21 protein-coding genes are annotated in these 22,869 nt (G+C 53.7%); 10 read left to right on the plus strand and 11 right to left on the minus strand.

What is annotated here, in order from left to right:
• Nucleotides 1-244 precede the first annotated feature (244 nt).
• The gene (locus ASE07_RS29000; protein WP_156396830.1) at nt 245-400 is read right to left on the minus strand and encodes a hypothetical protein; all 156 of its coding nucleotides are present in this window, start codon (nt 398-400) and stop codon (nt 245-247) included.
• 527 nt (nt 401-927) lie between these two features.
• Between ASE07_RS29000 and ASE07_RS29005 the strand changes: the two genes are divergently transcribed.
• From ASE07_RS29005 to msrA, 6 genes are all read left to right on the plus strand, one after another.
• Nucleotides 928-1,128 (plus strand): hypothetical protein, encoded by a 201-nt coding sequence (locus ASE07_RS29005; protein ID WP_156396832.1) that lies wholly within the window; start codon nt 928-930, stop codon nt 1,126-1,128.
• A gap of 362 nt (nt 1,129-1,490) precedes the next feature.
• Nucleotides 1,491-1,736, plus strand: a complete 246-nt coding sequence (locus tag ASE07_RS20390) for a hypothetical protein (protein ID WP_057292666.1) — start codon at nt 1,491-1,493, stop codon at nt 1,734-1,736.
• Between the two features lie 124 nt (nt 1,737-1,860).
• Entirely contained in the window at nt 1,861-2,706 is an 846-nt protein-coding gene (locus ASE07_RS20395; RefSeq protein ID WP_057292667.1) for a PA4780 family RIO1-like protein kinase, read from the plus strand.
• Between the two features lie 477 nt (nt 2,707-3,183).
• Nucleotides 3,184-5,235 carry an elongation factor G gene (gene fusA / locus ASE07_RS20400; RefSeq protein WP_057292668.1) on the plus strand — a complete coding sequence of 684 codons (2,052 nt, stop codon included), beginning with the start codon at nt 3,184-3,186 and terminating at the stop codon, nt 5,233-5,235.
• A 130-nt stretch (nt 5,236-5,365) separates the two neighbouring features.
• Nucleotides 5,366-5,872: a peptide-methionine (R)-S-oxide reductase MsrB gene (gene msrB / locus ASE07_RS20405; protein ID WP_057292669.1), complete on the plus strand. Its 507-nt coding sequence runs from the start codon at nt 5,366-5,368 to the stop codon at nt 5,870-5,872.
• Between the two features lie 51 nt (nt 5,873-5,923).
• Complete coding sequence (gene msrA, locus ASE07_RS20410) at nt 5,924-6,703, plus strand: peptide-methionine (S)-S-oxide reductase MsrA (protein WP_082584336.1); 780 nt, start codon at nt 5,924-5,926, stop codon at nt 6,701-6,703.
• Between the two features lie 67 nt (nt 6,704-6,770).
• Here the strand turns inward: msrA and ASE07_RS20415 are convergent, their stop codons facing one another.
• The gene (locus tag ASE07_RS20415; protein ID WP_200960989.1) at nt 6,771-7,460 is read right to left on the minus strand and encodes a hypothetical protein; all 690 of its coding nucleotides are present in this window, start codon (nt 7,458-7,460) and stop codon (nt 6,771-6,773) included.
• Here ASE07_RS20415 and ASE07_RS29325 point away from each other — a divergent pair.
• Nucleotides 7,390-7,605 carry a hypothetical protein gene (locus tag ASE07_RS29325; RefSeq protein WP_162256919.1) on the plus strand — a complete coding sequence of 72 codons (216 nt, stop codon included), beginning with the start codon at nt 7,390-7,392 and terminating at the stop codon, nt 7,603-7,605. The genes ASE07_RS20415 and ASE07_RS29325 overlap by 71 nt on opposite strands.
• 46 nt (nt 7,606-7,651) lie before the next feature.
• On the opposite strand, the gene ASE07_RS20420 is transcribed toward ASE07_RS29325, so the two are convergent.
• The 3 genes from ASE07_RS20420 to ASE07_RS29010 form a co-directional block, all read right to left on the minus strand.
• Entirely contained in the window at nt 7,652-8,185 is a 534-nt protein-coding gene (locus ASE07_RS20420; RefSeq protein WP_082584337.1) for an SET domain-containing protein, read from the minus strand.
• Nucleotides 8,186-8,232: 47 nt separating this feature from the next.
• Complete coding sequence (locus ASE07_RS20425) at nt 8,233-9,966, minus strand: methyl-accepting chemotaxis protein (protein ID WP_057292684.1); 1,734 nt, start codon at nt 9,964-9,966, stop codon at nt 8,233-8,235.
• A gap of 314 nt (nt 9,967-10,280) precedes the next feature.
• Nucleotides 10,281-10,493, minus strand: a complete 213-nt coding sequence (locus ASE07_RS29010) for a hypothetical protein (RefSeq protein ID WP_156396835.1) — start codon at nt 10,491-10,493, stop codon at nt 10,281-10,283.
• 88 nt (nt 10,494-10,581) lie between these two features.
• Here ASE07_RS29010 and ASE07_RS20430 point away from each other — a divergent pair, with 88 nt between their 5' ends.
• Nucleotides 10,582-11,373: a glycine zipper 2TM domain-containing protein gene (locus ASE07_RS20430; protein ID WP_057292670.1), complete on the plus strand. Its 792-nt coding sequence runs from the start codon at nt 10,582-10,584 to the stop codon at nt 11,371-11,373.
• Between the two features lie 133 nt (nt 11,374-11,506).
• Here ASE07_RS20430 and ASE07_RS20435 read toward each other — a convergent pair whose 3' ends face one another.
• Both ASE07_RS20435 and glgX read right to left on the minus strand, forming a co-directional pair.
• Nucleotides 11,507-12,718, minus strand: a complete 1,212-nt coding sequence (locus ASE07_RS20435) for a DUF2863 family protein (RefSeq protein WP_162256920.1) — start codon at nt 12,716-12,718, stop codon at nt 11,507-11,509.
• A gap of 300 nt (nt 12,719-13,018) precedes the next feature.
• Nucleotides 13,019-15,265 carry a glycogen debranching protein GlgX gene (gene glgX / locus ASE07_RS20440; protein ID WP_057292672.1) on the minus strand — a complete coding sequence of 749 codons (2,247 nt, stop codon included), beginning with the start codon at nt 15,263-15,265 and terminating at the stop codon, nt 13,019-13,021.
• A 769-nt stretch (nt 15,266-16,034) separates the two neighbouring features.
• Between glgX and ASE07_RS20445 the strand changes: the two genes are divergently transcribed.
• Nucleotides 16,035-16,238: a cold-shock protein gene (locus ASE07_RS20445; RefSeq protein ID WP_057292673.1), complete on the plus strand. Its 204-nt coding sequence runs from the start codon at nt 16,035-16,037 to the stop codon at nt 16,236-16,238.
• 383 nt (nt 16,239-16,621) lie between these two features.
• On the opposite strand, the gene ftsH is transcribed toward ASE07_RS20445, so the two are convergent.
• Both ftsH and ASE07_RS20455 read right to left on the minus strand, forming a co-directional pair.
• On the minus strand, nt 16,622-18,487 hold the full coding sequence (ftsH, locus tag ASE07_RS20450) for an ATP-dependent zinc metalloprotease FtsH (RefSeq protein WP_057292674.1): 1,866 nt from the start codon (nt 18,485-18,487) through the stop codon (nt 16,622-16,624).
• Between the two features lie 634 nt (nt 18,488-19,121).
• Nucleotides 19,122-20,321 (minus strand): NAD(P)/FAD-dependent oxidoreductase, encoded by a 1,200-nt coding sequence (locus ASE07_RS20455; RefSeq protein WP_057292675.1) that lies wholly within the window; start codon nt 20,319-20,321, stop codon nt 19,122-19,124.
• Nucleotides 20,322-20,483: 162 nt separating this feature from the next.
• Here ASE07_RS20455 and ASE07_RS20460 point away from each other — a divergent pair, with 162 nt between their 5' ends.
• Entirely contained in the window at nt 20,484-21,299 is an 816-nt protein-coding gene (locus ASE07_RS20460) for a hypothetical protein (protein WP_057292685.1), read from the plus strand.
• Between the two features lie 52 nt (nt 21,300-21,351).
• Here the strand turns inward: ASE07_RS20460 and ASE07_RS20465 are convergent, their stop codons facing one another.
• Together ASE07_RS20465 and ASE07_RS20470 are read right to left on the minus strand one after the other, a co-directional pair.
• Nucleotides 21,352-21,993, minus strand: coding sequence for an HAD family hydrolase (locus tag ASE07_RS20465; protein ID WP_057292676.1), 642 nt, complete (start codon nt 21,991-21,993; stop codon nt 21,352-21,354).
• A gap of 87 nt (nt 21,994-22,080) precedes the next feature.
• Complete coding sequence (locus tag ASE07_RS20470; protein ID WP_057292677.1) at nt 22,081-22,527, minus strand: SRPBCC family protein; 447 nt, start codon at nt 22,525-22,527, stop codon at nt 22,081-22,083.
• Between the last annotated feature and the right edge of the window lie 342 nt (nt 22,528-22,869).

Below are 22,869 nucleotides of genomic sequence, written 5' to 3' on the forward strand. Positions count from 1 at the left end.
CGAGGTGTCGCTCACTCAAAATACTGACAGGTAATCTCTTGCGATCTTACCTATATTTCTTCGTGAGCACTTGATGCTTGTAGTTTCACGATAGCCCCAAAGGACCATCGCCGCACTCCATCAAGCGCCCACACTTATCGGCTGTTATTTGTTAAAGAGCTTTCCATGACAGAGCGTTGTGTCTGTCGCCATCCCTTGTGTTCGGGATTGCCTGCTGCGCTTTGAAAGACATTCTTCCTGTCCTTCATTCCCCCGCTTCGCGCTTTTGTTTGCTGCGTTTCGCGACGGGAGCCGAACTATAGCAAAAGGCCGATCTGTCTGCCAAGACCTTTTCGAAAAATATTTTTATCGCGGTCGGGTTGGCAAGGAAGACGCCGCAACCTGCCATCAATTCCGGCATGGCGCTGTCCTTCCCGGGATTGACCTTCTGTTTAAACGAGGTGAGGGTGCGGCACCGCCAAGGTGGCGGCCCGAAACAAGAAAATACGGCCGAGCGAACTGAGCGGCCATGAACTTCGCAAACCAATTCGCGAAAACGATTGAAGGTTGACTGTACCTAGTTCCAAGCGCTTTGAAGGTATCAAAACCGATCACAACCGGGCGCTGACTGCATCCGCTCCCGCATAGGTGTAAAAATAGAAATAATTTACGTCTAGCAATTTAATTGCTGCACGACCACCTGCGGACCTCGAAGCACGTCGCAGCGAACGTCGCCAGTAAATAAGCATGCCATAGCTTCAGGGCCAACGCGATACGCATATAGAACCATATGGCGTAATCTGAACCCAAAGTGTCATGCTTTAGATCATCAACCGCAATCTAGTGCGCCCTGTCAGACGCCGGACATGCAGGACTTAAGCTCGGTCAAGTTGGCCCGCTCGGTACAGCGGCAGAATGAGTAGGTCGCACACTTATCGGTAAAGATTCATGAAATCCGCATCTTCCTTCGCTGGTGTACTTTCTGCGGTAGCCGTCATCAGCGCATTCAGCTTTGTCATTCTCTTCCTGCCTGGCGCAGGCGATCCGCCTAGCCGGGCTATGGAAACTACTCAGCAATCTGCCAACGAGGAAATTCAACCTGTACAGGTCGCTCCGCAAGAGCATTCATCGAAGTCGGTAAGTGGCTGACTTTTCTGGCGATCAACCCTTGTGGCGGGCTATTCCCATGCGATCCCCTGCTATTCAAGTTCGCTCCTTGAATGTGTCGCCGCTTAAGAAGATCCAGAGCATGGCCAGCACAACGGTAAATACCAGAATTGGCATCCCGTTGTCGTTGTGGTGTTGCAAGCAGACGCGACAACGATAAGCAGTTCCCCGTCGTCAAGCCAGCACCGGGCAATACCCCGCGGCCTACACGTAGGCTCAACTATATGTTGAGCCGGAATGCTGTTCTTTTCGAGCCGCCCTGCAGTGTCGTTCGGCATGCCGCGTCAAACCCGCTATACTGCGCACACCTGTCCCTATCCCGCCTAACGGCTCACGCCATGCCAATGACCTACGAAGAATACCTTGATGAAGTCACCACATTGATGACTGAATTATTCGACATGAGTGACGAAGACGCTATCAAGCATGTCATGCGGGCGCAAGCTGCCGACTTCTTTACCTTGCATGACGATCTGCCGGAAATGCGCACGCAAGAACGCGCGGAACAGGATGCGAGAACCATTTTTGAGCAACGCAACAAGTCACGTCCGCATACGCCGCCAAAACGGTCCGGCAAACTAAAAAAATAAGCGGTCGACCGAATCGCAATTCCGCTCGTGGTGCCCACTTCTTCGTGACACCCGTATCCGAAGCTACACATCGATTCCGTGGCCCGACCCTTTTCGCTTCTCTACTTCTTATCCGGCCCGACGAATGAAAACTCCTAAAAGACTCCAACCACTCGTCGAAGAAGGCCTGATTGACGAGGTGATCCGGCAGCTCATGAGCGGCAAGGAAGCGACGGTCTATGTAGTGAGGTGCGGCGACGAGATACGCTGCGCCAAGGTATATAAAGAGGCGAACCAACGCAGTTTTCGACAGGCTGCTTCATATCAGGAGGGCCGCAAGGTCCGGAACAGCCGACAGGCGCGCGCGATGGAAAAGGGAACGCGCTACGGACGCAAAATGCAAGAAGAGGTATGGCAGAACGCGGAGGTCGATGCCTTGTACCGCCTTGCCGCGGCTGGCGTACGCGTACCCAAGCCCTATATTTGTTTCGAAGGCGTTTTGCTGATGGAGCTGGTTACTGACGCAACGGGGCAGGTCGCGCCACGCTTGAACGATGTTGCGCTAACTGCGCAGAAGGCAGTCGAATATCACCATGCCTTGTTGCGTCAGGTCGTGCTGATGTTGTGTGCCGGCGTAATCCATGGTGACTTGTCTGAATACAATATCCTGGTGGATGCAGACGGCCCTGTCATTATCGATCTTCCACAAGCCATTAATGCTGCAGGCAATACTGAAGCCGCTCCGATGCTCGAGCGCGACGTCGCGAACCTGGCAACCTACTTCGGTCAGTTCGCCCCGCATATTAGCGATACGCAATATGGCAAGGAGATCTGGAAACTCTACGTTGACGGGTTACTGAATCCCGACGCGGCATTGACCGGACGTATAGCCCTCAATAAGCGGCCGGCGGACGTCGGCGCGGTACTACATGAAATCGAGCTGGCACGAAGGGAAGAGGAAGAGCGGCTGCGGCGTCTTCAAGAGATGTAAGGGCCTGAGCCAACAGCTTATGTTGCGTCCGCTTATTTCCCACGGATAGATATATCTAAAGTGAGATACCCGGACGCTTCAACCCGGGTATCCCTCTCTTTTCATAGCTTGTCCACCATTCAGCTGGGATCTCCAGTCTTCGGAGAGCCGGTACATGCGGACATCTCATCGGAGCTCTGTGCTCTTAGATCCAGTGCACTTGCGGAGCCGACCAGCATGGCGAATGCAGCTATTGCGAACAGGAAGCGCTTCATATGTCCTCCGAGGTTTGAAATCAGCCTATCAGTATAGACGTGAGTTCGCATCTTGCAAGACGATCCGGCTATGCACGCATCGCTTCTATGCCGCGAAACAAATGCATGGCGACGCATAAGCATGCACGGTGGTAAATTTGGTTTAGCCTTTGCCGATTCGCCGACGTCCAAGCATAATGGAGCCAATCGAGCCATATGCATTGCCCTTCCAGGAGGACTGGTCATGCCTTACAGCACTGAAATGATTCGCAACATCGCGTTGCTAGGACATAGTGGATGCGGCAAGACAACGCTATTAGAGGGTTTGCTAAGCGCTGGCAAAATGGTCTCGGCGCCGGGCAGCAAGGAGCGTGGGAACACCGTTTCCGATTATGATCCGCTCGAACGCAAATACCAACACTCGTTGTATTCCTCGATAACCCATATCGATTACTGCGACACGCGTATCAACTTGATCGACACGCCAGGCCTTCCGGACTTCATTGGACAGGCGATCAGCGTATTACCGGCTGCCGACACGGCCGCGGTCGTGATCAATGCGCAAAGCGGAGTCGAAATGATCAGTTTGCGCATGATGGATCTGGCGCGCGCCCGTGCAATGTGCAGGTTGATCATCGTGAACAAGATTGATGCCCCGGGCGTCGATTTACCGGCTTTGGTGCAACGTATCCAGGAAGTGTTCGGCAAGGAATGTTTACCCATTAATCTTCCCGCCGGAGGTGGCACCGAAGTTACCGACTGTTTCTTTAGCGAGGATGGTGGTGCCGATTTCTTAACGGTGGCTTCGACACATCGTGCCCTGATCGACCAGGTCGTGGAAGTCGACCCTGCGTTTATGGAGACTTATCTCGAACAGGGCGATATAGCGCCCGAAGTGTTACATGCGCCGTTCGAACAGGCATTGCGTGAAGGGCATCTGATCCCGATATGCTTTGTATCCGCCCGTAGCGGCGCGGGCCTCGCGCAGTTACTGGACGTATTCGTGAAGTTGATGCCGAATCCGACAGAAGGTAATCTGCCCTCTTTTCATCGGGAAGAACGTGAATCTGCAGGACACCGCACACCCATCAAGGCCGTACCGGACCCAACGCGGCATGTGCTGGCGCATGTCTTCAAGATCACCATGGATCCGTATGTCGGCAAACTAAGCGCATTTCGCATTCACCAGGGAACGGTCCGGCGTGATAGTACGCTTTATATTGGCGACAACCGAAAGCCCGTTCGGGTCGCGCATCTTTACCGTCTGCAAGGCAAGGAACAGATTGAAATTGGACAAGGCGTGCCGGGCGATATTTGCGCGGTTACTAGGGTGGATGACATTTTTTATGATGCCATACTGCATGACGCTGTCGAAGACGCGCATATACATATCGATCCCGCCCCGCTTCCCCAGCCAATTTACGGTTTGTCCATTGAATCTCGAAAAAGTGGCGACGAGCAACGCCTATGGGACATCCTGCAAAAGCTATGCGCCGAAGATCCATGCCTGCGCGTCGAGCGATTAGCCAGTACCGGCGAAACGGTGATCTCGGGTTTAGGCGAACTACATCTGCGCAGCGTGCTTGATCGCATGAATGATGTCTACAAACTCGACGTTGTTACTCATCTTCCAAAGATCGCTTACCGCGAAACGATTGCAGCAAATGGCGAGGGGCATTACCGCCAGAAGAAACAAAGTGGCGGCGCAGGACAGTTTGGTGAAGTCTTTCTCAAAGTGGAAGCTCTTCCCAGAGGGGCAGGATTCGAGTTCGTGGATGCGGTCAAGGGTGGCGTCATACCACGGCAATTTATTCCGTCAGTGGAAAAAGGCGTGTTGCAGGCAATGGAAAGCGGCCCAGTGTCAGGCTTCCCGATGCAGGACATACGCGTGACCGTCTACGATGGTAAAAGCCACCCTGTGGATTCAAAAGACATTGCGTTTCTGGTAGCAGGACGCAAGGCGTTTCGGGACGCAGTGCTCAAAGCACGCCCGATACTGATGGAACCCATCGTCAATATTGAAGTTTCCGTACCGGAAGAGAGTATGGGGGATATTACCGCCGATCTGTCGGCACGTCGCGGACAAATCAGCGGCATGCGTAAGGGGCACAGTGACATGACATTTGTAAGCGGTCTCGTTCCTCTGTCCGAACTCAATGGCTACCAGTCCCGCTTGCATTCCACCACTGCCGGACGCGGCAGCTATACTGTCAGCTTAAGTCATTACGACGCGGTGCCGCCAGCGATGCAACAGCGCATGGCAAGCCAGCACAAAGAGGTGCCCGACGAGGTGTGAAGCATTAATTTGATTCCCTGGACTCAATTCCAGAAATTTAAGCCGGTGACAACGCACTCCGTGTAAGGAAAACGATAGTTCCACGACCGACAGTCAGCGCCACTTTCCGGCATGACCGAAGGACTTCATCATGAACAAGCCTCGCAGGAATTTATTGAAATTTGCCGGGGTAGCCGGAGGGCTGGAAGCGATACAGCACTTGTTAGGTGGATCGTTAGGCGGATCGCCCGCTTATGCAACGCAGACATATGAAGTAACGCATTCAGATGCAGAATGGCGCGCGCTGCTTAATCCAGCACAATATAAGGTGCTGCGCAAAGCCGGCACGGAATATCCCTTTTCCAGCCCACTCAACCGGGAAAAGCGCGCGGGAGAGTTTGTGTGCGCGGGCTGTGCCTTACCGCTTTTCAGTTCCGAAACCAAATTCGATAGTGGTACTGGATGGCCAAGCTTCTGGAAGCCGCTGGAAAACGCCATCGAAACGCATACCGATTCCACGTTTGGCATGACCCGCGTCGAAGTACTGTGCCGTCGCTGCGGCGGACATCTCGGTCACGTTTTCAAAGACGGGCCGCCCCCGACGGGCTTACGCTATTGTATGAATGGAGTTGCGATGGTTTTTAAGCCGAAAAGCTAAGCTGAGCGATTCGTTGATGTACGTTGCAAGCTCTCACCTCATGGAGGCGGTATGCCGCTCAATAGCAAGAAAGATTCGCAGTCAGTTCGTACACGGATCGGCAAGGGCGTGCGCCTGATCTTGGGATTGGTCACGGTGGCCGCTTCTGTTTACTTTATCAATGTCAACGGAGCACTTGCCGAGGCAGCGGTTAAAATTCCCGCGCCTGCCATTGACGTTGCGGCGGATCCCAACATTTCGCCGCAAACCGCCGTGTTTGCAGGTGGCTGTTTCTGGGGGATTCAGGGCGTGTTCCAGCATACCAAAGGGGTACTAAACGCTGTCTCCGGATACGCTGGGGGTGAAAAGGAAACGGCTGACTATCGTAGTGTCAGTACTGGAAAAACCGGCCATGCAGAGTCAGTCCTGATCACTTATGATCCCAGCCAAATATCATACGGAAAATTATTACAGATCTATTTTTCGGTTGCGCATGACCCGACGCAACTGAACAAGCAGTATCCCGATACCGGAACACAATATCGTTCGGCCATTTTCTATCGGGACGCCAACCAGAAGCGAATAGCGGAACAATATATTAGCCAGCTTGATGCTGCGAAGGTATATCCGAAGAAGATCGTGACACAGCTGAATCCTTTGACTGCTTATTATCCAGCTGAATCGTATCATCAGGACTATGCGACTTTGCATCCGGAATCCGGGTACATCTCACAATTTGATTTACCGAAAATCGTAAACCTGAAACGGCTATTCCCTGACCAATATCGTGAAGACCCCGTACTGGTCGGGTCGCAGCCAATGGTAAAGACAAAGGTGCCCGTCGAAAAGTAGTGTCGCGGCAACGCCGCATTACCCGGTTACGCTTTTACTGTGAGATGTTTATGGCCTAAGCAAAATTTCACTTTACGGCGAAGCAATACAAAAGTCCGTCACCGCCAGTGCTGCGCAATCCTTCAGGATTGCAACCCCTGGTGGGATGAGAGGAGTTCCATGATTTGGCCCAAGATGCGTCACTCGGGCCTGCACGGTCATGATGTCCGAGCATTGCGGAGCCATCAGCACCGCTTTTGGTCCAGTTGCCACAGGTCATATCAGAGAATGGCGCCCCTGGAAAAGCCGTGCCATCCGGCCTGGAACCGGTCAGGATGTCATGCTTGTTCGGTTTGTCGGTGCGGCCGTTGATTGGCTGTCCTTTTTCGTCCAGCGCCGTCTGCTTGGTGACATTGTTACTGGCAGAATGCAGGTCCTCAACATTTTTGGCAATCACGTCACCCTTGGCATTCCGCCACGGACCCGAGCCGATGCGGTCGCGCGCATTCACGTAATTCGGATCGCTCAGCCCGGTACCTTGCGTACTAAGATAGGCTCGCCAGGTATGCTGCCCCGCACCCGCGGCTTGGGCGAGCGACTGGCAATGCCGGTCGGCGCCCTCGAGTCCGCCCAGATCGGCACCCTTGCCGGGGCCAACGCTGGACACAAAAAATGTCATATCGCCCGCGCTCGATCGTGAGGACTCCATGCCTGCACATCCTGCCAGCACCATTACGCATCCTGCTACTACACCTGCCTTTCGCACCATGCTTTCCATCGCGATCTCCTGTTGGCTTGATTTTTTTATCTACGCTAAAGCGATTTCAGCCGCAACGCGTGATTTGCATTTTAATTTAGTGCCCTCCATCCTGAGAGATAGAGATCAGACTTTTGCTAAATATCAAATGCTGCCATCGGGTTGATGCTTAGTTGGCGTATTGGGCGACGCGAATGAAGGCGGACCTCATGTCAGGCAACGGCGGACTTATTTTTGCGCTTGGGCGCAAGAAACGTTCCGGTACACCCTGGCGTACCACACCGACAGGCGAACGCGCGCTTGACTGCAGGCGTGTGACGCCCCTCGTAGATCAGGGCGTAGTTATAACTAAGCTCTTCGCCTCGGGAGATATCCCGCAAGGTATAGATAATGACGCGGCCGTCGTCGTGTTCCATGGCTTCGCAGTTCGGTTCACACGCATGATTGATATACCGGGCGTCATTTCCGCGCCGGCCGCCATCGATGATGCGGCCATCCGCCAATGAGAAGAAGTAGGTGTGATTGATTGGCCATCGCCGGTTTTCAGCGCGCCGGTCCGCTTCGGCCAGATCAATTCGCTCACCTTTGTACTCGATGACTGGCATGCCGGCTCGAAGTTTGCGGCGGGCGAATACACCCTTACCGTGTACGTCCGATTGTCGGACTACGTAAGCCGGCGTGGCCTTTTCCTTAAGAACCGGGGAAGGAATCGGGCCCGGGAACTCAGTATTTTTCTGCTTGCGCATGGATCAAACAATAGTCGATGTGTGATGCAGCTACGTTATTGCGTTCGTTAGAATTCTTCCCAATCGCCGTCTTTATTATCTCGTATCTTGGAGAATGACCTTCTTTCAGGCACTGGCGTCGCTGAGGTTACTGAAGACGCGTGCCTGACCTTCAGTGTGCGTGTCGACTTCTGGGCAACGGCCGTACCTGCGCGCGGAATGATGGCTGGTACGTCAACAAATGAAGAAGGAACATTCTCTCCGTCGATCTTGAAGACACTCACCACCCTTGCGAGCTCTGCCGCCTGTTGCTGCATTGCCTCGGATGCGGCTGCCGCCTCTTCGACAAGCGATGCATTCTGTTGCGTCACGTCGTCCATTTGCGTGATTGCCTGATTGATCTGCTCGATACCAGAGGTTTGCTCCTGGCTGGCGGCAGTGATCTCGCCCATGATATCAGTCACGCGGCGGACGCTGTCAACGATGTCGGCCATGGTCTTGCCGGCCTGGTTGACCAGCATGCTGCCCGCATCCACTTGGTCGACGGAGGCCTCAATCAATCCTTTGATTTCTTTTGCCGCCGAGGCGGAACGCTGTGCCAGCGTACGCACTTCGCTGGCGACGACTGCAAAGCCACGTCCCTGCTCCCCTGCACGTGCCGCCTCTACGGCTGCGTTGAGTGCAAGAATGTTGGTCTGGAATGCGATACCGTCGATCACTGCGATGATATCGACGATTTTCCTTGCCGACGCATTGATCTGCCCCATGGTTCCAACCACTTCCCCAATGACTTCACCTCCCTTGGCCGCAACTTGCGATGCGGCGTCGGCTAGCTGGTTGGCCTGGCGGGCATTGTCGGCATTTTGCCGCACGGTGGATGTAAGTTCCTCCATTGACGAAGCCGTCTCTTCCAGCGAGCTTGCCTGTTGTTCGGTACGCGCCGACAGGTCCTGATTGCCAGCAGCGATCTGGTTGGAAGCAGTAGCGATTGTGTCGGTGCCCTGGCGGACCCTGGTCACGGTCGTGCGCAGATTGGCATTCATGTCGCGCAGCGCATGCAGCAGTTGTCCGGTTTCGTCGCTCGACGTGACGTCAATCTCGCCGCTCAGATCTCCGTCAGCGACGCGGCGCGCTGCCGCTACGGCATTACGCAGAGGACCGGTAATGCCAACGGTAAGCCACCAGGCGCACCCTATGCCGAACAGGATGACCAGTGCGCTGAGCGCAATCATTTGGTTGCGTGCGGCAATTTGGGTTTCTTTAATGTTCGCGGCATCCTCATTGAGCTGTCCGCGCTGCAGGTTGAGGAACTGCGCAACCAGATCCTGATAATTCTTTGCTGCGGGCAGATAATTGGCTTCGAGCACCTGATTTGCTTCGTCGGCCTTTCCTTCGGCTTTCAGTTTAAATACCGCGTCGCGGTAGGCTGTGTAGGATTTTCTGGTTTCAACGATCTTGCCGAAAAGCGTTTTTTCCTCATCAGAGGACAGCAGCACTTCCAGTTTCTTCAACACTTCGGAAGTGCTTTTCATGGTAGCTGCGGTATCAGCAGCAAAGAAAGTCGATAGACTCGGGTCGCTGCTCTTGGCGACGGCGGTGGTTCGCGCGACCGCCGTGCTGATGTTGCGGCTCCAGTCAGCTGTATAGCGCTCTTTGGAAAGAGGCGATTCGGTCATGGACTGGACTTGGGCTGAAACTTCGTTCATTTTCCACAGGCTGTTCCCGGTAATGACGACCGAAAAAGCCAATGCACCGGCAAAGCCCAACGCAAGGCGATGGCCGATTTTTAAATTTGCAAACATGCTGGATCTGTTCTTTCTGATGAATGACTGCGCCGCCTCGGTCGGCCATCCGGCCAAATCCTTCGCATAACAGCAGCTTCTGAATTTAATGCGTTATCAACTATTGCTCATCTGGCGTAGCGAGGTCGCGCAGACGCGCGAATCAATAGCGGTAACAGACGAGCATTGACGCTTGCTCGCATCGTTGATAGAGGGCGGATAGTTGGCGCTATTTAAACATGCCACACTCAGGGAATGTCGTGCGTGGAGCACCTCGCTGTTGCTACTTGCCCGCGTTTTTCCGGTGCTTCCGTCCAGCTAGATATTATCGGCCCTCATGTCCATGAAACTTGTGGAAGGCCGACTTCGATAATTTCGCCTTCGTGCTCCACGAACACTGAGTAGCTATTTCCTGCAAATCGCTCCATCAATGCGCAGTCAGCGGTATATCGCACAATTCCATGAAATTTGTGTATGAGTCTTTGCCCGACTTTCAAGCGTGACTTATCCAGTTTTTCTTTGATGTCATTAAGTGAAGATGTTTTCATGATGACACTACTATGTTTCTCTACGGCAACTATTTTAACGTACGTAGTCCGACTCCGGCTGCAGTGTTCGTGTTTTTTCAGGAAATAAATGTTGCAACGCAACTCTCGTTGCAATGAAACCACAGCTGTCGATGTACTGATGATTGCCGCACCAAATCTGATCGGCCATGCGCTGCTCAGGCTACTCAGGTTACAAGCGCTTACTGCTGATACATACCAGGACTACTCAAGCGATTGGGACAAACAGTATTCTTTTCCTGTACTAATCCTCAACCCTAACGGAACCGACATGGAAATGAACCAGACTTCTTCACGTATTCACCCATTGGTAGCCGGTGCAGCCGTATCAGTCATGCTGGTCAGCATCGTTGGCGCAGCCGCAATTGTAGGAATTATTCCGGCATCCCAGGGGAGCGCACCGAAAGACACCGCGATCACAAGCCAGCCGATAGCTGCTCCTGCTGCGATTTCTTCTCCTTCTCCGGCACTGGCGACCAATGCGGTGGCCGTAGCGCCACAACCGGTTGCTCCTCCTGCGGTGAAGGAAGTCGTCCGGCATAAGACTGTGGTCCATCACAAGTACGTTCAGCATACAGCGCCGGCAGCGAGTCAGCCGTCGTACAGTCAGGTGAGTCAAGTGAGCGCTGCGCCCGTTGCCCAGCCGAGCACTTCGGGTGTTTATTCTCCTGCCCCGGTGTATCAGCAACCGGCGCCTGTTGCGCAAAACAGCCCGGTCGGCATTGGTGTCGGCGCAGTCGTCGGAGGTCTTCTTGGTAACCAGATCGGCAAAGGCAGCGGACGCACACTGGCGACCGTCGCAGGCGTCATCGGCGGCGGTTATGTCGGGAACGAAATCGCCAGGAGAAGCGCTCAACCTTAACTTTGCACGTGTTGCCTTGTCAGGCGCGCAAGGCACGGTGAAATTAATAGTCAGTCACTGGGCGTTGTGCCGCCCTTTCTACATACCTTTGTCAGGACGCCATGCCACTGCGTCCTGACAGGCACGCAGAATCCTATCGCGGCGAGTATGGCCGGACTCCGTCTGGATTTCCCTCAGCGTCGAAGTGGCGCGCAATACGTATGTCCTGAATGCCGGTTGTGCTTAAGCCATCGGCAATATCTGCGATAACGCTCTCCGCAATCTCTGTCGGGCTTAGTGGTCTCTCGATGACGTCGATGAGGGCATCTGTCGTCTTGTCATATAAACCGAGCTGCAGCATCGCATCGTCACTCGCCGCCAACGGGCCGACAATCGCCTTTGCGTCTTCCGAAGTTTTCCCATGTTCGGCCAGTGCGTGCTGGACTTCCGATAGTAACTCAAGCATGTCCATTTCTGCGAAGGCCGCTTCTTTGCCTCCATAGAACAAGTCCTGATAAAGAAAGTCGATCTGCACTTCGCGTCCGTCTGTTACCAGACAGCGCCGCAGCAACGGCATTACCTGCTGCGACCATTTCCGAAAGCGCTCCCCACGCGCCTCAAAATAACGGTCGGCCGCTGCTTCCTTGACGGGCACCTGGTAGAAGGGGTCGTCCATCGTCTTCAGTGAGAAGCCGAGCAGAAAGCGTAGTTCTACAGCATGATCGTCCGGCGCGAAATCCGATGCCGGCCAGCCACGCATGCTGCGCGCAATGGCATCGGCTTGCGTCGTTTTCTTGCGCGTCATGGCGTCGTATGCTTCGAGCACCATGGCGTTTAACTGACAATAAGCGACTTCCTTGATCTCCTCGGGATGATAGGCATGGCTGACGAGGGCAACCGTCGCCTTTTTGCTTTCCAGGCCGCTATCTTTGATGCTGTCTCGCAATTGTTCAAATGCGTCTTCATCCTGAAAACACTGCTCGCTGCGCAGTCCGCCTGTCGTATGCACGAACATGGGGATCACAAAGGCATTCACTTCCAGGTCGGGCACTTCCTCACGGCGAAATACGACCGTGCCGGACATCTCTTCGATGTTTTCGCGCAGTACACGATAGGCCTTGGCGTCTTCCTCAAGAGTGCGTTCAAGCGCCTCATCAAGCACCACCTCGCGCTGTTGCTGAAGACATTTTCTGATTGTTTTGCGGAGTTCCGACTGTGCTTTCTGAAGGTTATCGGTCAATACCGCATACACGTCAGAATTACGCAGGTCTCCCGCGAGTGCTACCAGTCGGTCAGCCAGGACGTCGTCGCGTTCCTGTGTCATGGCGCCAGCTTTTGCGGGAGGAGAATTTTTTGTCTTTTTCATGGCCTGGATACTGAAATGAATTGCCAGCCGCGGCAATGCGCGCATCGGACATGGCCTGCGGTCGGCGTACGTAAAGGCGTGATGCTAACGCAAATACCTATATTACTTTGCTAAATTGTCGATAACATCCTCAATATGTCCACGCCTATACGGTTTTTCTCCTTCATGAAATAGCCATGCTTGCCCCGTGATCTTCGGTGCTTTGTTGTTGAGCACGAGATTGGTGCAGGATGCTGAAGACAGCCGGCATCATGATCAGTGTTAACCAGGCGTTTTGCAATTGGCTTCTGGCTGTTCAACCTAATCGTCCGTACTCCGCTCCACCCAAGCCTCGATATCGCGATTGGCACCGTGCAGGTTACGCAATTGCCATGACTGCCTACTCTCACTTGCCAGAACGAACAGCAACATTGATCGGCCAGTCACCTCATAGCAGTGCCCGAAGTCGAACGTCGAACGATCCGCACGGTTCGGGTCGTTGGTATCGATCAGGCTAATCCAGTATCTGCTGTCCGGGACTTCCGGAAGTGTGAAGTTCACCACGTCGTGGTGCGCATTGAATACAAGCAGAAGCGTGGCATCGGATCCGCGTCGTTTGATACCGGTCGCCTGGGCGCGGCCATCGAGAAGCATGCCAAAGCATTTGGCATTGGCGTCTTCCCAATGTTCCGCAGACATTTCGCTGGCGTCGGGCGTGAGCCACGTTACATCTTTCACATTGAGCTCTTCGTTATATTCCCCAGTCAGGAATCGGCCCCGATTAAGAATCGGAAAACTCTTGCGAATCTCGATCAGCGTGCGGGTGAATGCCAGCAGCGTGCGGTCAGAGGCTGTTATCTTTTCCCATTCAAGCCAGGCGATTTCGTTGTCCTGTGCGTAGGCATTGTTGTTGCCACGCTGTGTATTGCCGAACTCGTCACCGGCGAGAATGAGCGGCGTGCCACGCGACAGCACGAGCGTCGCCATCAGGTTTCGCTTCTGTCGCTCACGCAAGGTCGTGATTTCCGGATCATCAGTCTCACCCTCGACACCATGGTTCCACGAATGGTTATTGGAATGTCCGTCACGGTTTTCTTCGCCGTTGGCTTCATTATGCTTGTCGTTGTAGGAGACAAGGTCGTTCAGGGTAAATCCATCATGGGCGCAGATGAAGTTCACACTGGCCCAGGATCTGCGGCCACGCTTGTTGAACAAGTCACCCGAGCCGGAAATGCGTGATGCGAAATCGGCGAGGGTGCCAGGATCACCTTTCCAGAACGAACGCACCGTGTCGCGGAATTTATCATTCCACTCCGCCCAGCCCGGAGGAAATTGCCCGACCTGGTAGCCGCCCGGCCCGATGTCCCAAGGCTCCGCAATTAATTTTACGCTCGACAAAACCGGGTCCTGACGACAGGCATCCAGAAAACCGCCCCCTTCGTCGAATCCATAGGGCTCGCGAGCGAGAATCGTAGCAAGGTCAAACCGGAATCCGTCGACACGCATCTCCTGCGACCAATAGCGCAGAGAATCGGTGACCATCTGCAGCACGCGCTGGTGCGACAGATTCACGGTATTGCCGGTACCAGTGTCGTTGATATAGAACCGCTTGTTGTCAGGCATCAAGCGGTAATAGCTGGCGTTGTCGATTCCCTTCAGCGAAAGCGTCGGTCCAAGCTCGTTGCCTTCCGCGGTGTGGTTGTAGACCACGTCAAGAACGACCTCAATACCGGCTGCATGGAACTGATTGACCATTTCCTTGAATTCGTTGGTGAACGGCGAATGCAGGTAAGCCGAATGCGGCGCAAAGAAGGCGATCGAATTGTAGCCCCAATAATTCTTTAGTCCCTTTTCGATCAGGTAACTGTCATCAATGAACGCGTGAACCGGCAGCAGCTCGACGGTTGTGATGCCAAGGCCGCGCAGATACGCCGCCACCTCGGAACGCGCCAGTCCTGCGAATGTCCCCCGCTCCACCGCTGGTACCCGTTTATTCAATGCAGTGAATCCCTTCACATGCATCTCGTAAAAAATTGTGCTCTCCCAGGAGACATTTGGTCGCCGTTCGGCGCCCCAGGTAAAGGCCGGATCAATCACACGGCATTTTGGCATCAGATGTGCACTGTCACGTTCGTCAAAGGAGAGGTCTTTGTCGGGGGAATCCAGCTTGTATCCAAATACTTCGGGCCCCCAGGTGAGTTCACCAACCAATTTCTTGGCGTAGGGGTCGATCAGCAATTTGTTCGGATTAAAGCGATGACCGGCATCAGGTTCGAAGGGACCATATACGCGATAGCCATAGACCAGTCCCGGCCTTGCGCTCGGTAGATACCCATGCCAGACCTCATCGGTGTATTCCGGAAGCTCAATGCGCTCTATTTCTTTCTTGCCGTCGATATCGAAAAGGCAGAGTTCCACTTTCGTGGCATTGGCGGAAAAAAGGGCGAAGTTCACGCCTAACCCATCCCAGGTGGCACCGAGTGGAAAAGGGCGGCCTTCACGAATCACTGAAGGCTTTAATACTTCCGGTTTGCCAGAATTTTTATTCGGTTCAGCTGCAAGCGACATTGCATGTCCTTCTTTAAACGTATCCTTATCATGGATGGTTCAATGCACCAAAACGTTCAAATTTGCCAACACTTAAACCTGGTAAAACGCAACACTTGCGAGCTACTTCAATATGTTGATGATGCGTGATCGAAAACGCGCAAGTTAGTGAAAAACTTGGCATCAACCTGACGTCGAAACCTTTTTCTTTCCGTAAATCATCTGTAAGTGTCTGTAACTACAGTGTTTTTCTAGTAATCCACATTACCTGTGGATAACTTTGTGAATAAAGGGGTATTGACAAGCAGCATAGCTAGATTCCACGCGGGTTCGGCTTAAATTGGCTAAAATGTGTGCATAGGAATTAAGTGATAAGAATCAACGACTTGGAATTTGTCAAGAGTTGTTGAGGACAGAACTGAATAAAAAGAAAATGTATGAATAATTGATGCGTTTTTCTGTGCACAACTACCCGTCGATCATCCCATTCAAGTGCCTCGATGCACTGTCTTATGCATGTACTCTCTACTGTCCTCCGCTGCGAAGAGGTTGAAAGTTACAAGCTCTCGAGACGTGAAGCGCATGCGCTGACGTTTCGTACACCTTCATAGAGAATGGACTCTGTTGATCTTTGTCAACAAAGATTTCCTTGTCTCTTTGCCCAGCTAAGCTAAACTCTGCACCATCGAGGGGGAGACACGGTAGTACGATCTCGATATGTCAGCTCTACAGCACGGGACAAAAAGTCACAAAGTGCCAGAGCATTTTAAACAGTAACTAGAGAGCAATCATGGCAACAGGTACAGTAAAGTGGTTTAACGATGCAAAAGGTTTTGGTTTTATCACACCGGAACAAGGTGGCGAGGATTTGTTTGCGCATTTTTCGGCAATCAATTCTTCCGGCTTCAAGTCATTGAAAGAAGGCCAGAAAGTATCTTTCGAAGTAACAAAGGGACCAAAAGGCGCACAGGCATCTAACATCGTCCCGATGTAAATCCAAGTTTTTCGCCTGTAGGCCCTGTTCCGAGTAAGGTGACCAGGGCTTTCTTCAATGCGGCTTTCAGTACGCTATGCGCAGTCGTTCATGTGCATGCGGTCCGAATAAACAGCCAACGCGCTGTAAGCCGCATATCCTCCGCAGTTTGATTCCGACGCTCCCCTAATAGCGATTTAGCCGCTCTGGACGCTTCCGCTCCAAGCATCTCCTTGCGCTCTCCGCCTTTCGCTTCCATGCACTTTTGTACCCTGTTTGCGTACGCGTTAATCCACGCGTTAATCGCCGGGCAGAACCCTTAAAAAATAAAAGGGCGAACTGCAAGCAGTCCGCCCCATCTGTCACTTGTTCGTCATTGCCCGCTCAACATGGGCACGGCGAGGTCAAGCGGTTACCGGAACTACCGGCCCCTGCCCACCGGACAGAGGCGGCTTTTTCTCGCTAGCGTATTTGGGTGCCCGCGGCGCGCTGCCAACCATGATGTCGTTCACCTGGTCCGCATCCAGTGTTTCCCATTCCAGAAGTGCTTTTGCCATCACATCGACCTTGTCGCGGTTCGCTTCCAGAAGACCTCGTGCCAGCGCGTACTGGTCATCGAGAATGCGGCGAATTTCATCGTCAACCTTCTGCTGGGTCTCCTCGGACACCATGCGTGAATTCATGCCAAAGCCATCCTGCTCGTCGGTGTAGACCATTGTGCCCAGCGTTTCGGACATTCCGAAGCGAGTCACCATGGCCCGCGCCAGCTTGGTCGCACGTTCGAAGTCGTTCGACGCGCCAGTAGACTGCTGATTCATGAAGATTTCTTCGGCGATTCGGCCGCCAAACAGGATCGCTATGTCTTCCAGCATCTTGTCCTTATACATGTTGACGCGATCGTGCTCAGGCAATTGCCAGGTCAGGCCCAATGCGAAACCGCGCGGCATGATTGTTACCTTGTGCACGGGATCAGCTTTTGGCAGGAGCTTCGCAACCACCGCATGCCCGGACTCGTGGTAGGCGGTATTACGGCGCTCTTCTTCGCGCATGACAGCCGACTTGCGCTCCGGGCCCATGATGATCTTGTCCTTTGCGTCTTCGAAGTCTTGCATGTCCAGCGCACTCTTGTTGCGGCGGGCAGCGAACAGCGCAGCTTCATTGACCAGGTTGGCAAGCTCTGCACCGGAGAAACCCGGCGTACCGCGGGCCAGCACATCGGCTTGCACGTCTTGTGACAGGGGGACCTTGCGCATATGGACGCGCAGAATCTTTTCCCGACCGCGGATATCCGGCAACCCGACCATCACCTGACGGTCAAAACGTCCCGGGCGTAACAACGCCTTGTCCAGCACGTCGGCGCGGTTGGTCGCAGCGACCACGATGATGCCGGAGTTCGGCTCGAAACCGTCCATCTCCACCAGCATTTGATTCAGGGTCTGCTCGCGCTCATCATTGCCGCCACCCATGCCGCTCCCGCGGGCACGACCGACTGCATCAATTTCGTCGATGAAGATAATGCATGGTGCGTGCTGTTTCGCGGTCTCAAACAGATCGCGCACGCGCGACGCGCCAACGCCGACGAACATTTCGACGAAATCAGATCCGGAAATTGTGAAAAACGGCACTTTGGCTTCGCCGGCCATCGCGCGTGCCAGGAGGGTTTTACCCGTTCCCGGAGGGCCAACCAGCAATACGCCCTTTGGCACGTGTCCGCCGAGCTGCTGAAATTTGCGCGGCTCACGCAGGAATTCAACAATCTCATCGACTTCTTCCCGTGCCTCTTCGCAGCCGGCCACGTCGGCAAAGGTAGTGGTATTGGTATGCTCATCCTGCAGCCGAGCTTTTGACTTGCCCATCGAGAACAGACCGCCCTTGCCGCCACCCTGCTGCCGCCGCATGAACCAGATCCATACGCCGATCATTAACAGCATCGGGAACCAGGACATAAATACTTGGGACAGGAAGGACGGTGCCTCAGGATTCTTGACGTCGAACTTGATACCATTTTCGATCAGATCGTTCACCAGGCCACGGTCGAGAAGCGTCGTGTTGGTGCTCAGCGGCTTGCCGTCGTTGGTGACCGCCAAAACGCGGGTGCCTTCAATCACGACTTCGCGGACTTGCTTTGATTTTACCTGTGCAAGAAATTCTGAGTAGGGAATCGGCGTTGCCGTACCCGGACCTCCGGAACTGAGTTGCTGGCTGAAAATGAAAAATACAACAAATGCGACAATTGCCGAGATGGCAATCTGAATGTGCTTTTGATTCACTAGTGTTCCTTATGAAGACCCGGCATCGGGAATCGCCTGCCCGTATTAAAAGGAGGTCCTGACAGTAGATTAGGCCGATTTTACAAGTTGCAAGTGCCTTGATAAAGCGAATAGACCAAGATGTTTGCTTCTGAAAAACAGGAAAGGAAGAAGCACTTTATAGAATAGCTTCAAGGAAGGTCACACTTTCGTTTTCATCAACAAAGCGTTTGCGGCTAAATTATTGATCCGGAGCGGGCACCTTCGGTGTGCAGGTACCGCGTTAAAACGTTTGGACCTGTTTGCGGAACCAGAGTTGCTGATGCAATTCAGTCCTTATCATACCGCTGCAACGTGAAATGGGATATGAAGTAGCCTAATCCAAATTAGCCTGACTTCCAGGTGCCTGCTTTGTATTTGCCGTGATGAGAGCATAGGCGATCTGGAACGTGTTCTCCAGAAAAGCAAAATGGGCAGAGGTGCTGGCGGTCCAGACCTGTGCCCATCTCATTGTTACCACAATGCCATTTTACATTGCGTGAAGGCAACTTTTCAATCTATCACTATCGATTTTTGAAGACAATCAACAGAATCAATATGTGCGTTAGGCGACCTCAGCTACAGGCATGGGACGGAGTCCTTTATTTCAGCACCGTCAGAGTATGCCGCGCTCTGGATAAGGTTCATGCTTCAGCACGCGCGCATAGCTGAATCGACTCAAATCGATGGTCTCGAAGCGTCCTTTGTCGATGAGTTCGGCGATGCCGCGTCCGGCGGCCGGCGCATGCATCATGCCGTGTCCCGAAAAGCCCGTAACAACAAAAAAGTTTTCATGATTGCCGATCCAGTTGCCAATGATTGGATTGCCATCGAGCTCGCATTGCTCATAAAGTCCTGACCAGGTGCGATGGCACTTCACGCCCTCGAATGCGGTCGGGAAGCGATGGGCCAGCGCCGGCCAGACAAGCTCATTGAAGTAGTTGTGGTCCACATCAAAATTGAATCCCCTCGGCTCATCCGAGTTAACCAGACCGCCGGAGAAGCCCTGCCCTTCGGAGCGAAAGGCCAGGCGGTGCAAATCCTTCACGTAAGGCAAAGGTTCGATCTGCCGATGGCCGGTAAAATAGTGTTCGAAACGGCGCAACGGCGATACAGGCAGATACATTCCGGCCAATGCGCTGACTTGTCCCGACCAGGCACCCGCCGCATTGACAAAAAAATCGGCGTTAAGAGAAGTACCGCTACTTAAGCTCGCGCTGGTTATTCTGCCGCCAGAAATGTTGAACCCGCAAACACGGTCAGCAATGAATTCAACGCCGAGCGACATGGCTTTTTTACGCGTCCCCTGGAGAAAGCTGTTCGGGTCGCACCAGCCATCCCGGGGCGAATACGCAGCTCCGTCAAGGTCGTCGACGTACATTGATGGCAATAGCTGCCTGAGTCCTTCCCGATCCAGCATCCGAGTGTCTGCTCCAAGCGATTGCTGCACCTGGGTGTTCTCTTCCAAGACACGTAGCGCGCCGGCTCCCGACACGATGAACAAATATCCCTGTTCGACCCAATCGACCGGCGCGGGGTCGCCGCCTATCGCCATTTCATCAGAAAACTTCTTGATGCGCTCGATGCTGAAGTTGGACATTTCGATGTTTTCAGGGCACGAAAAGAGGCGCCGGGCGCCCCCTGAAGCACGTACCGTCGAGGCAAACTCGTAAGTCGGGTCTGGCTCGATAACGGCAACATCCATGGCTGGTGCACGCTGCTTCAGGAAATAGGCGACATAAGAGCCGACAATGCCTCCACCGGCAATCAGGACGTCATACCTGGTACGCAAGCTGTTCATGTCGATCCCTTTCATGCAATCTTATGACTTAGACGCGGATCATGTCATCTTAACTTGGATCCGATATCGACTGCATTCGGGACAGCAGAGTCTGATGATGACTTGCGCTGTGTTACGTTTGCCTATGACGGCGGCGTAATGTGTACACTACTGCGCTACTGTTTTTTTGTTTGGCTTATGACGATTACAATCAACGAAGACCTCCGCGCCTATATCGACCCGCTGACAGAGGACGAATACGCGGCACTCGAACGCAGCTTGCTCACGGAAGGCTGCCGTGATGCGCTAGTATTGTGGGGTGATCTCCTGGTGGATGGGCACAACCGCTACAGCATTTGTCAGAAGCACCAGATTCCTTTCAATACCGTCCAAAACCAGGCGTTTCAGTCCATGGATGATGTCCATTTATGGATGATCGACAATCACCTCGGGCGACGCAGCGTCTCGGATTTTCAGCGGGGTGTACTCGCGCTGCGTAAAAAGGAAATCGTTGCTGCACGTCTGGTACAAGCGCAAACCGAGCAGCCGGCTGCAACACCTGATGATACCCATGCCGCTACACCTCCCGCGACCAAACCGGTACTCACGCGCGAGGCGGTTGCGCGAACAGCGCGGGTGAGCAGCGCGACGCTCGGTCAGATCGAGAAAATCCAGAAGACGGCAACGCCCGAGTTGGTCAGCGCAGTGAAGGCAGGTGTAATTTCCATCAACGCCGCAGCTGCAGTAGCCTCGTTGCCTGAAGAAAAACAAGTGGCGGCGGTCGCTGGAGGCAAGAAGGAGCTTCGGCAGGCGGCAAAACAGGTGCGCGATGCCCGATTGCCGCCCAAGCCGGATTCAATACCCGTGCCGCCACCACTTGGCGATGCCACACCAGACCAGCTTGAAATTTACCGCCTGACGCAATTGCTGACACAGCTGACAGAAGAACGCGATCAGCTGAAAAAGAAGGTACAGCACTTGACCATTGCACTGGCGGAAGCTCGCGGAGGCTAATGGTCTGACTGCGCATGCTGCGCGAACGGCTGGCGCGGCATGACGCATCGCATCAGGTTGCGGAAGCTTTGTGTCTCACTGTTGCATTCGAATTTGAACTTAGCCACCAGTTGGCGAAGTCGGCCAGATCAACGTGCTGGGAGTCCACCTGGTCCAGCTCCGGGCCAACGTTCGGACTGCCGTTCGGTTCCCTCAGAATGAGGGCGGCGTGTATCTCGGCAGGGATCCCCGCAAAGTAAGGCAGATAGTCATCGACGAAAGCGACTGGTTTCAGCTCGGTCAGCACTGCCACTTTCGGGCTGCTGCCATACAGCGAACTCGGCGTTGCAACGATGCGTTCGATGGGAAACCCGGCGTTACGCAGATTTTTAAGCCGGGCATGTTGAAACTCCGTTTGAATGGCGGTGACGCAGACGAGTTCATGACCAGCCTCGACCAGTCGATGACATGCTTCGACCGCGCCAGGCAAGGCGGGCAGCGACGACCAGTGCACGTCGTCAAAGCATACTCGGAAGCGTTCAAGATCGTCACCGGTCAGACGTCGCACCGCATACCGATCCAGCGCCCAATACGCTTGCGGATCAACGATATCAGGCAATTCGCCGAAAGCACGCTCCCATGCCAGGCGATAGGCGGTATGGTAGTCGAGCAGGACGCCGTCACCGTCCAATGCAATAATTTCCTTTGTTGGCATGAATCAATTTCCTTACCTTGGTTTACCGGTCAGTCCCTATTCTACCTAGCGCCGGGATTTTTACCGGCCGCCCCGGGTATGGTGCCTTTATTCTCGGATTTCCGCTTCAACCAGCTTACCAAGCAACACAAGCGACTCCTGCCAGCCAAGGTAACAGGCCTCTGCGGGAATGGCCTGGGGTATGCCCTCTTGCACAACGTTCAGCTCAACCCCGCAGAATACTTCTCGCAAAGTCACGGTGGTTTGCATCACACCCGGCAGATTTGGATCATCAAACATACTCGTGTAGCGTAGCCGCTCGTGCGGCACCAACTCCAGGTACTCTCCCCCGAAGAAGTGGCTATGGCCGCTGGTAAAGTTGGTGAACGACATCCGGTAGGTGCCACCCACTATTGCTTGCTGCTGGTGAACCTTACCGGTGAAACCGTTCGGCGGCAGCCACTTGACCAATGCATCGGCATCGAGAAATGCACGATAAACTCGCTCTGGCGAGGACTTGATAACGCGATGAAATCGGACAGTATTCGTCGACATGATTGATTTCCCAAAAAGTAGAGGACATCCCTCTATACCATACGACGAATAGCGATCCAGAAAATCGACACGCGATCCGACAAAAGCAAGTTTTTGATGATGAAGGCAAGAAATTGCGAATATCCGGCGCGAATCTCCCCGGAAGCGGGGTTTTATTATGACTTCGATTGGTGAATTCCTAAACCAGTGTCTGCGGCGTAACGCGCAGGTCATGCTGGCTTGTTCGAACCAGGTACCGTGTACACATTGCTGTATTAAATAAACAAGGCCGGTAGTCAGCCGGCCTTGTCGTTACATGGCTAAGGTCTCAGCGGGTAATGTGTGTACGATGCGTACCGTACC

Origin of the sequence: Noviherbaspirillum sp. Root189, from assembly GCF_001428545.1 — a bacterium.
Taxonomy (GTDB): domain Bacteria; phylum Pseudomonadota; class Gammaproteobacteria; order Burkholderiales; family Burkholderiaceae_D; genus Noviherbaspirillum.

What these genes read in the sequence shown, in the direction of transcription:
- ASE07_RS29000 (WP_156396830.1), bottom strand. Translation starts at nt 400, where the DNA reads ATGCCGGAATTGATGGCAGGTTGCGGCGTCTTCCTTGCCAACCCGACC.
- ASE07_RS29005 (WP_156396832.1), top strand. Translation starts at nt 928, where the DNA reads ATGAAATCCGCATCTTCCTTCGCTGGTGTACTTTCTGCGGTAGCCGTC.
- ASE07_RS20390 (WP_057292666.1), top strand. Translation starts at nt 1,491, where the DNA reads ATGACCTACGAAGAATACCTTGATGAAGTCACCACATTGATGACTGAA.
- ASE07_RS20395 (WP_057292667.1), top strand. Translation starts at nt 1,861, where the DNA reads ATGAAAACTCCTAAAAGACTCCAACCACTCGTCGAAGAAGGCCTGATT.
- fusA (WP_057292668.1), top strand. Translation starts at nt 3,184, where the DNA reads ATGCCTTACAGCACTGAAATGATTCGCAACATCGCGTTGCTAGGACAT.
- msrB (WP_057292669.1), top strand. Translation starts at nt 5,366, where the DNA reads ATGAACAAGCCTCGCAGGAATTTATTGAAATTTGCCGGGGTAGCCGGA.
- msrA (WP_082584336.1), top strand. Translation starts at nt 5,924, where the DNA reads ATGCCGCTCAATAGCAAGAAAGATTCGCAGTCAGTTCGTACACGGATC.
- ASE07_RS29325 (WP_162256919.1), top strand. Translation starts at nt 7,390, where the DNA reads ATGCCTGCACATCCTGCCAGCACCATTACGCATCCTGCTACTACACCT.
- ASE07_RS20415 (WP_200960989.1), bottom strand. Translation starts at nt 7,460, where the DNA reads ATGGAAAGCATGGTGCGAAAGGCAGGTGTAGTAGCAGGATGCGTAATG.
- ASE07_RS20420 (WP_082584337.1), bottom strand. Translation starts at nt 8,185, where the DNA reads ATGCGCAAGCAGAAAAATACTGAGTTCCCGGGCCCGATTCCTTCCCCG.
- ASE07_RS20425 (WP_057292684.1), bottom strand. Translation starts at nt 9,966, where the DNA reads ATGTTTGCAAATTTAAAAATCGGCCATCGCCTTGCGTTGGGCTTTGCC.
- ASE07_RS29010 (WP_156396835.1), bottom strand. Translation starts at nt 10,493, where the DNA reads ATGAAAACATCTTCACTTAATGACATCAAAGAAAAACTGGATAAGTCA.
- ASE07_RS20430 (WP_057292670.1), top strand. Translation starts at nt 10,582, where the DNA reads ATGTTGCAACGCAACTCTCGTTGCAATGAAACCACAGCTGTCGATGTA.
- ASE07_RS20435 (WP_162256920.1), bottom strand. Translation starts at nt 12,718, where the DNA reads ATGAAAAAGACAAAAAATTCTCCTCCCGCAAAAGCTGGCGCCATGACA.
- glgX (WP_057292672.1), bottom strand. Translation starts at nt 15,265, where the DNA reads ATGTCGCTTGCAGCTGAACCGAATAAAAATTCTGGCAAACCGGAAGTA.
- ASE07_RS20445 (WP_057292673.1), top strand. Translation starts at nt 16,035, where the DNA reads ATGGCAACAGGTACAGTAAAGTGGTTTAACGATGCAAAAGGTTTTGGT.
- ASE07_RS20455 (WP_057292675.1), bottom strand. Translation starts at nt 20,321, where the DNA reads ATGAAAGGGATCGACATGAACAGCTTGCGTACCAGGTATGACGTCCTG.
- ASE07_RS20460 (WP_057292685.1), top strand. Translation starts at nt 20,484, where the DNA reads ATGACGATTACAATCAACGAAGACCTCCGCGCCTATATCGACCCGCTG.
- ASE07_RS20465 (WP_057292676.1), bottom strand. Translation starts at nt 21,993, where the DNA reads ATGCCAACAAAGGAAATTATTGCATTGGACGGTGACGGCGTCCTGCTC.
- ASE07_RS20470 (WP_057292677.1), bottom strand. Translation starts at nt 22,527, where the DNA reads ATGTCGACGAATACTGTCCGATTTCATCGCGTTATCAAGTCCTCGCCA.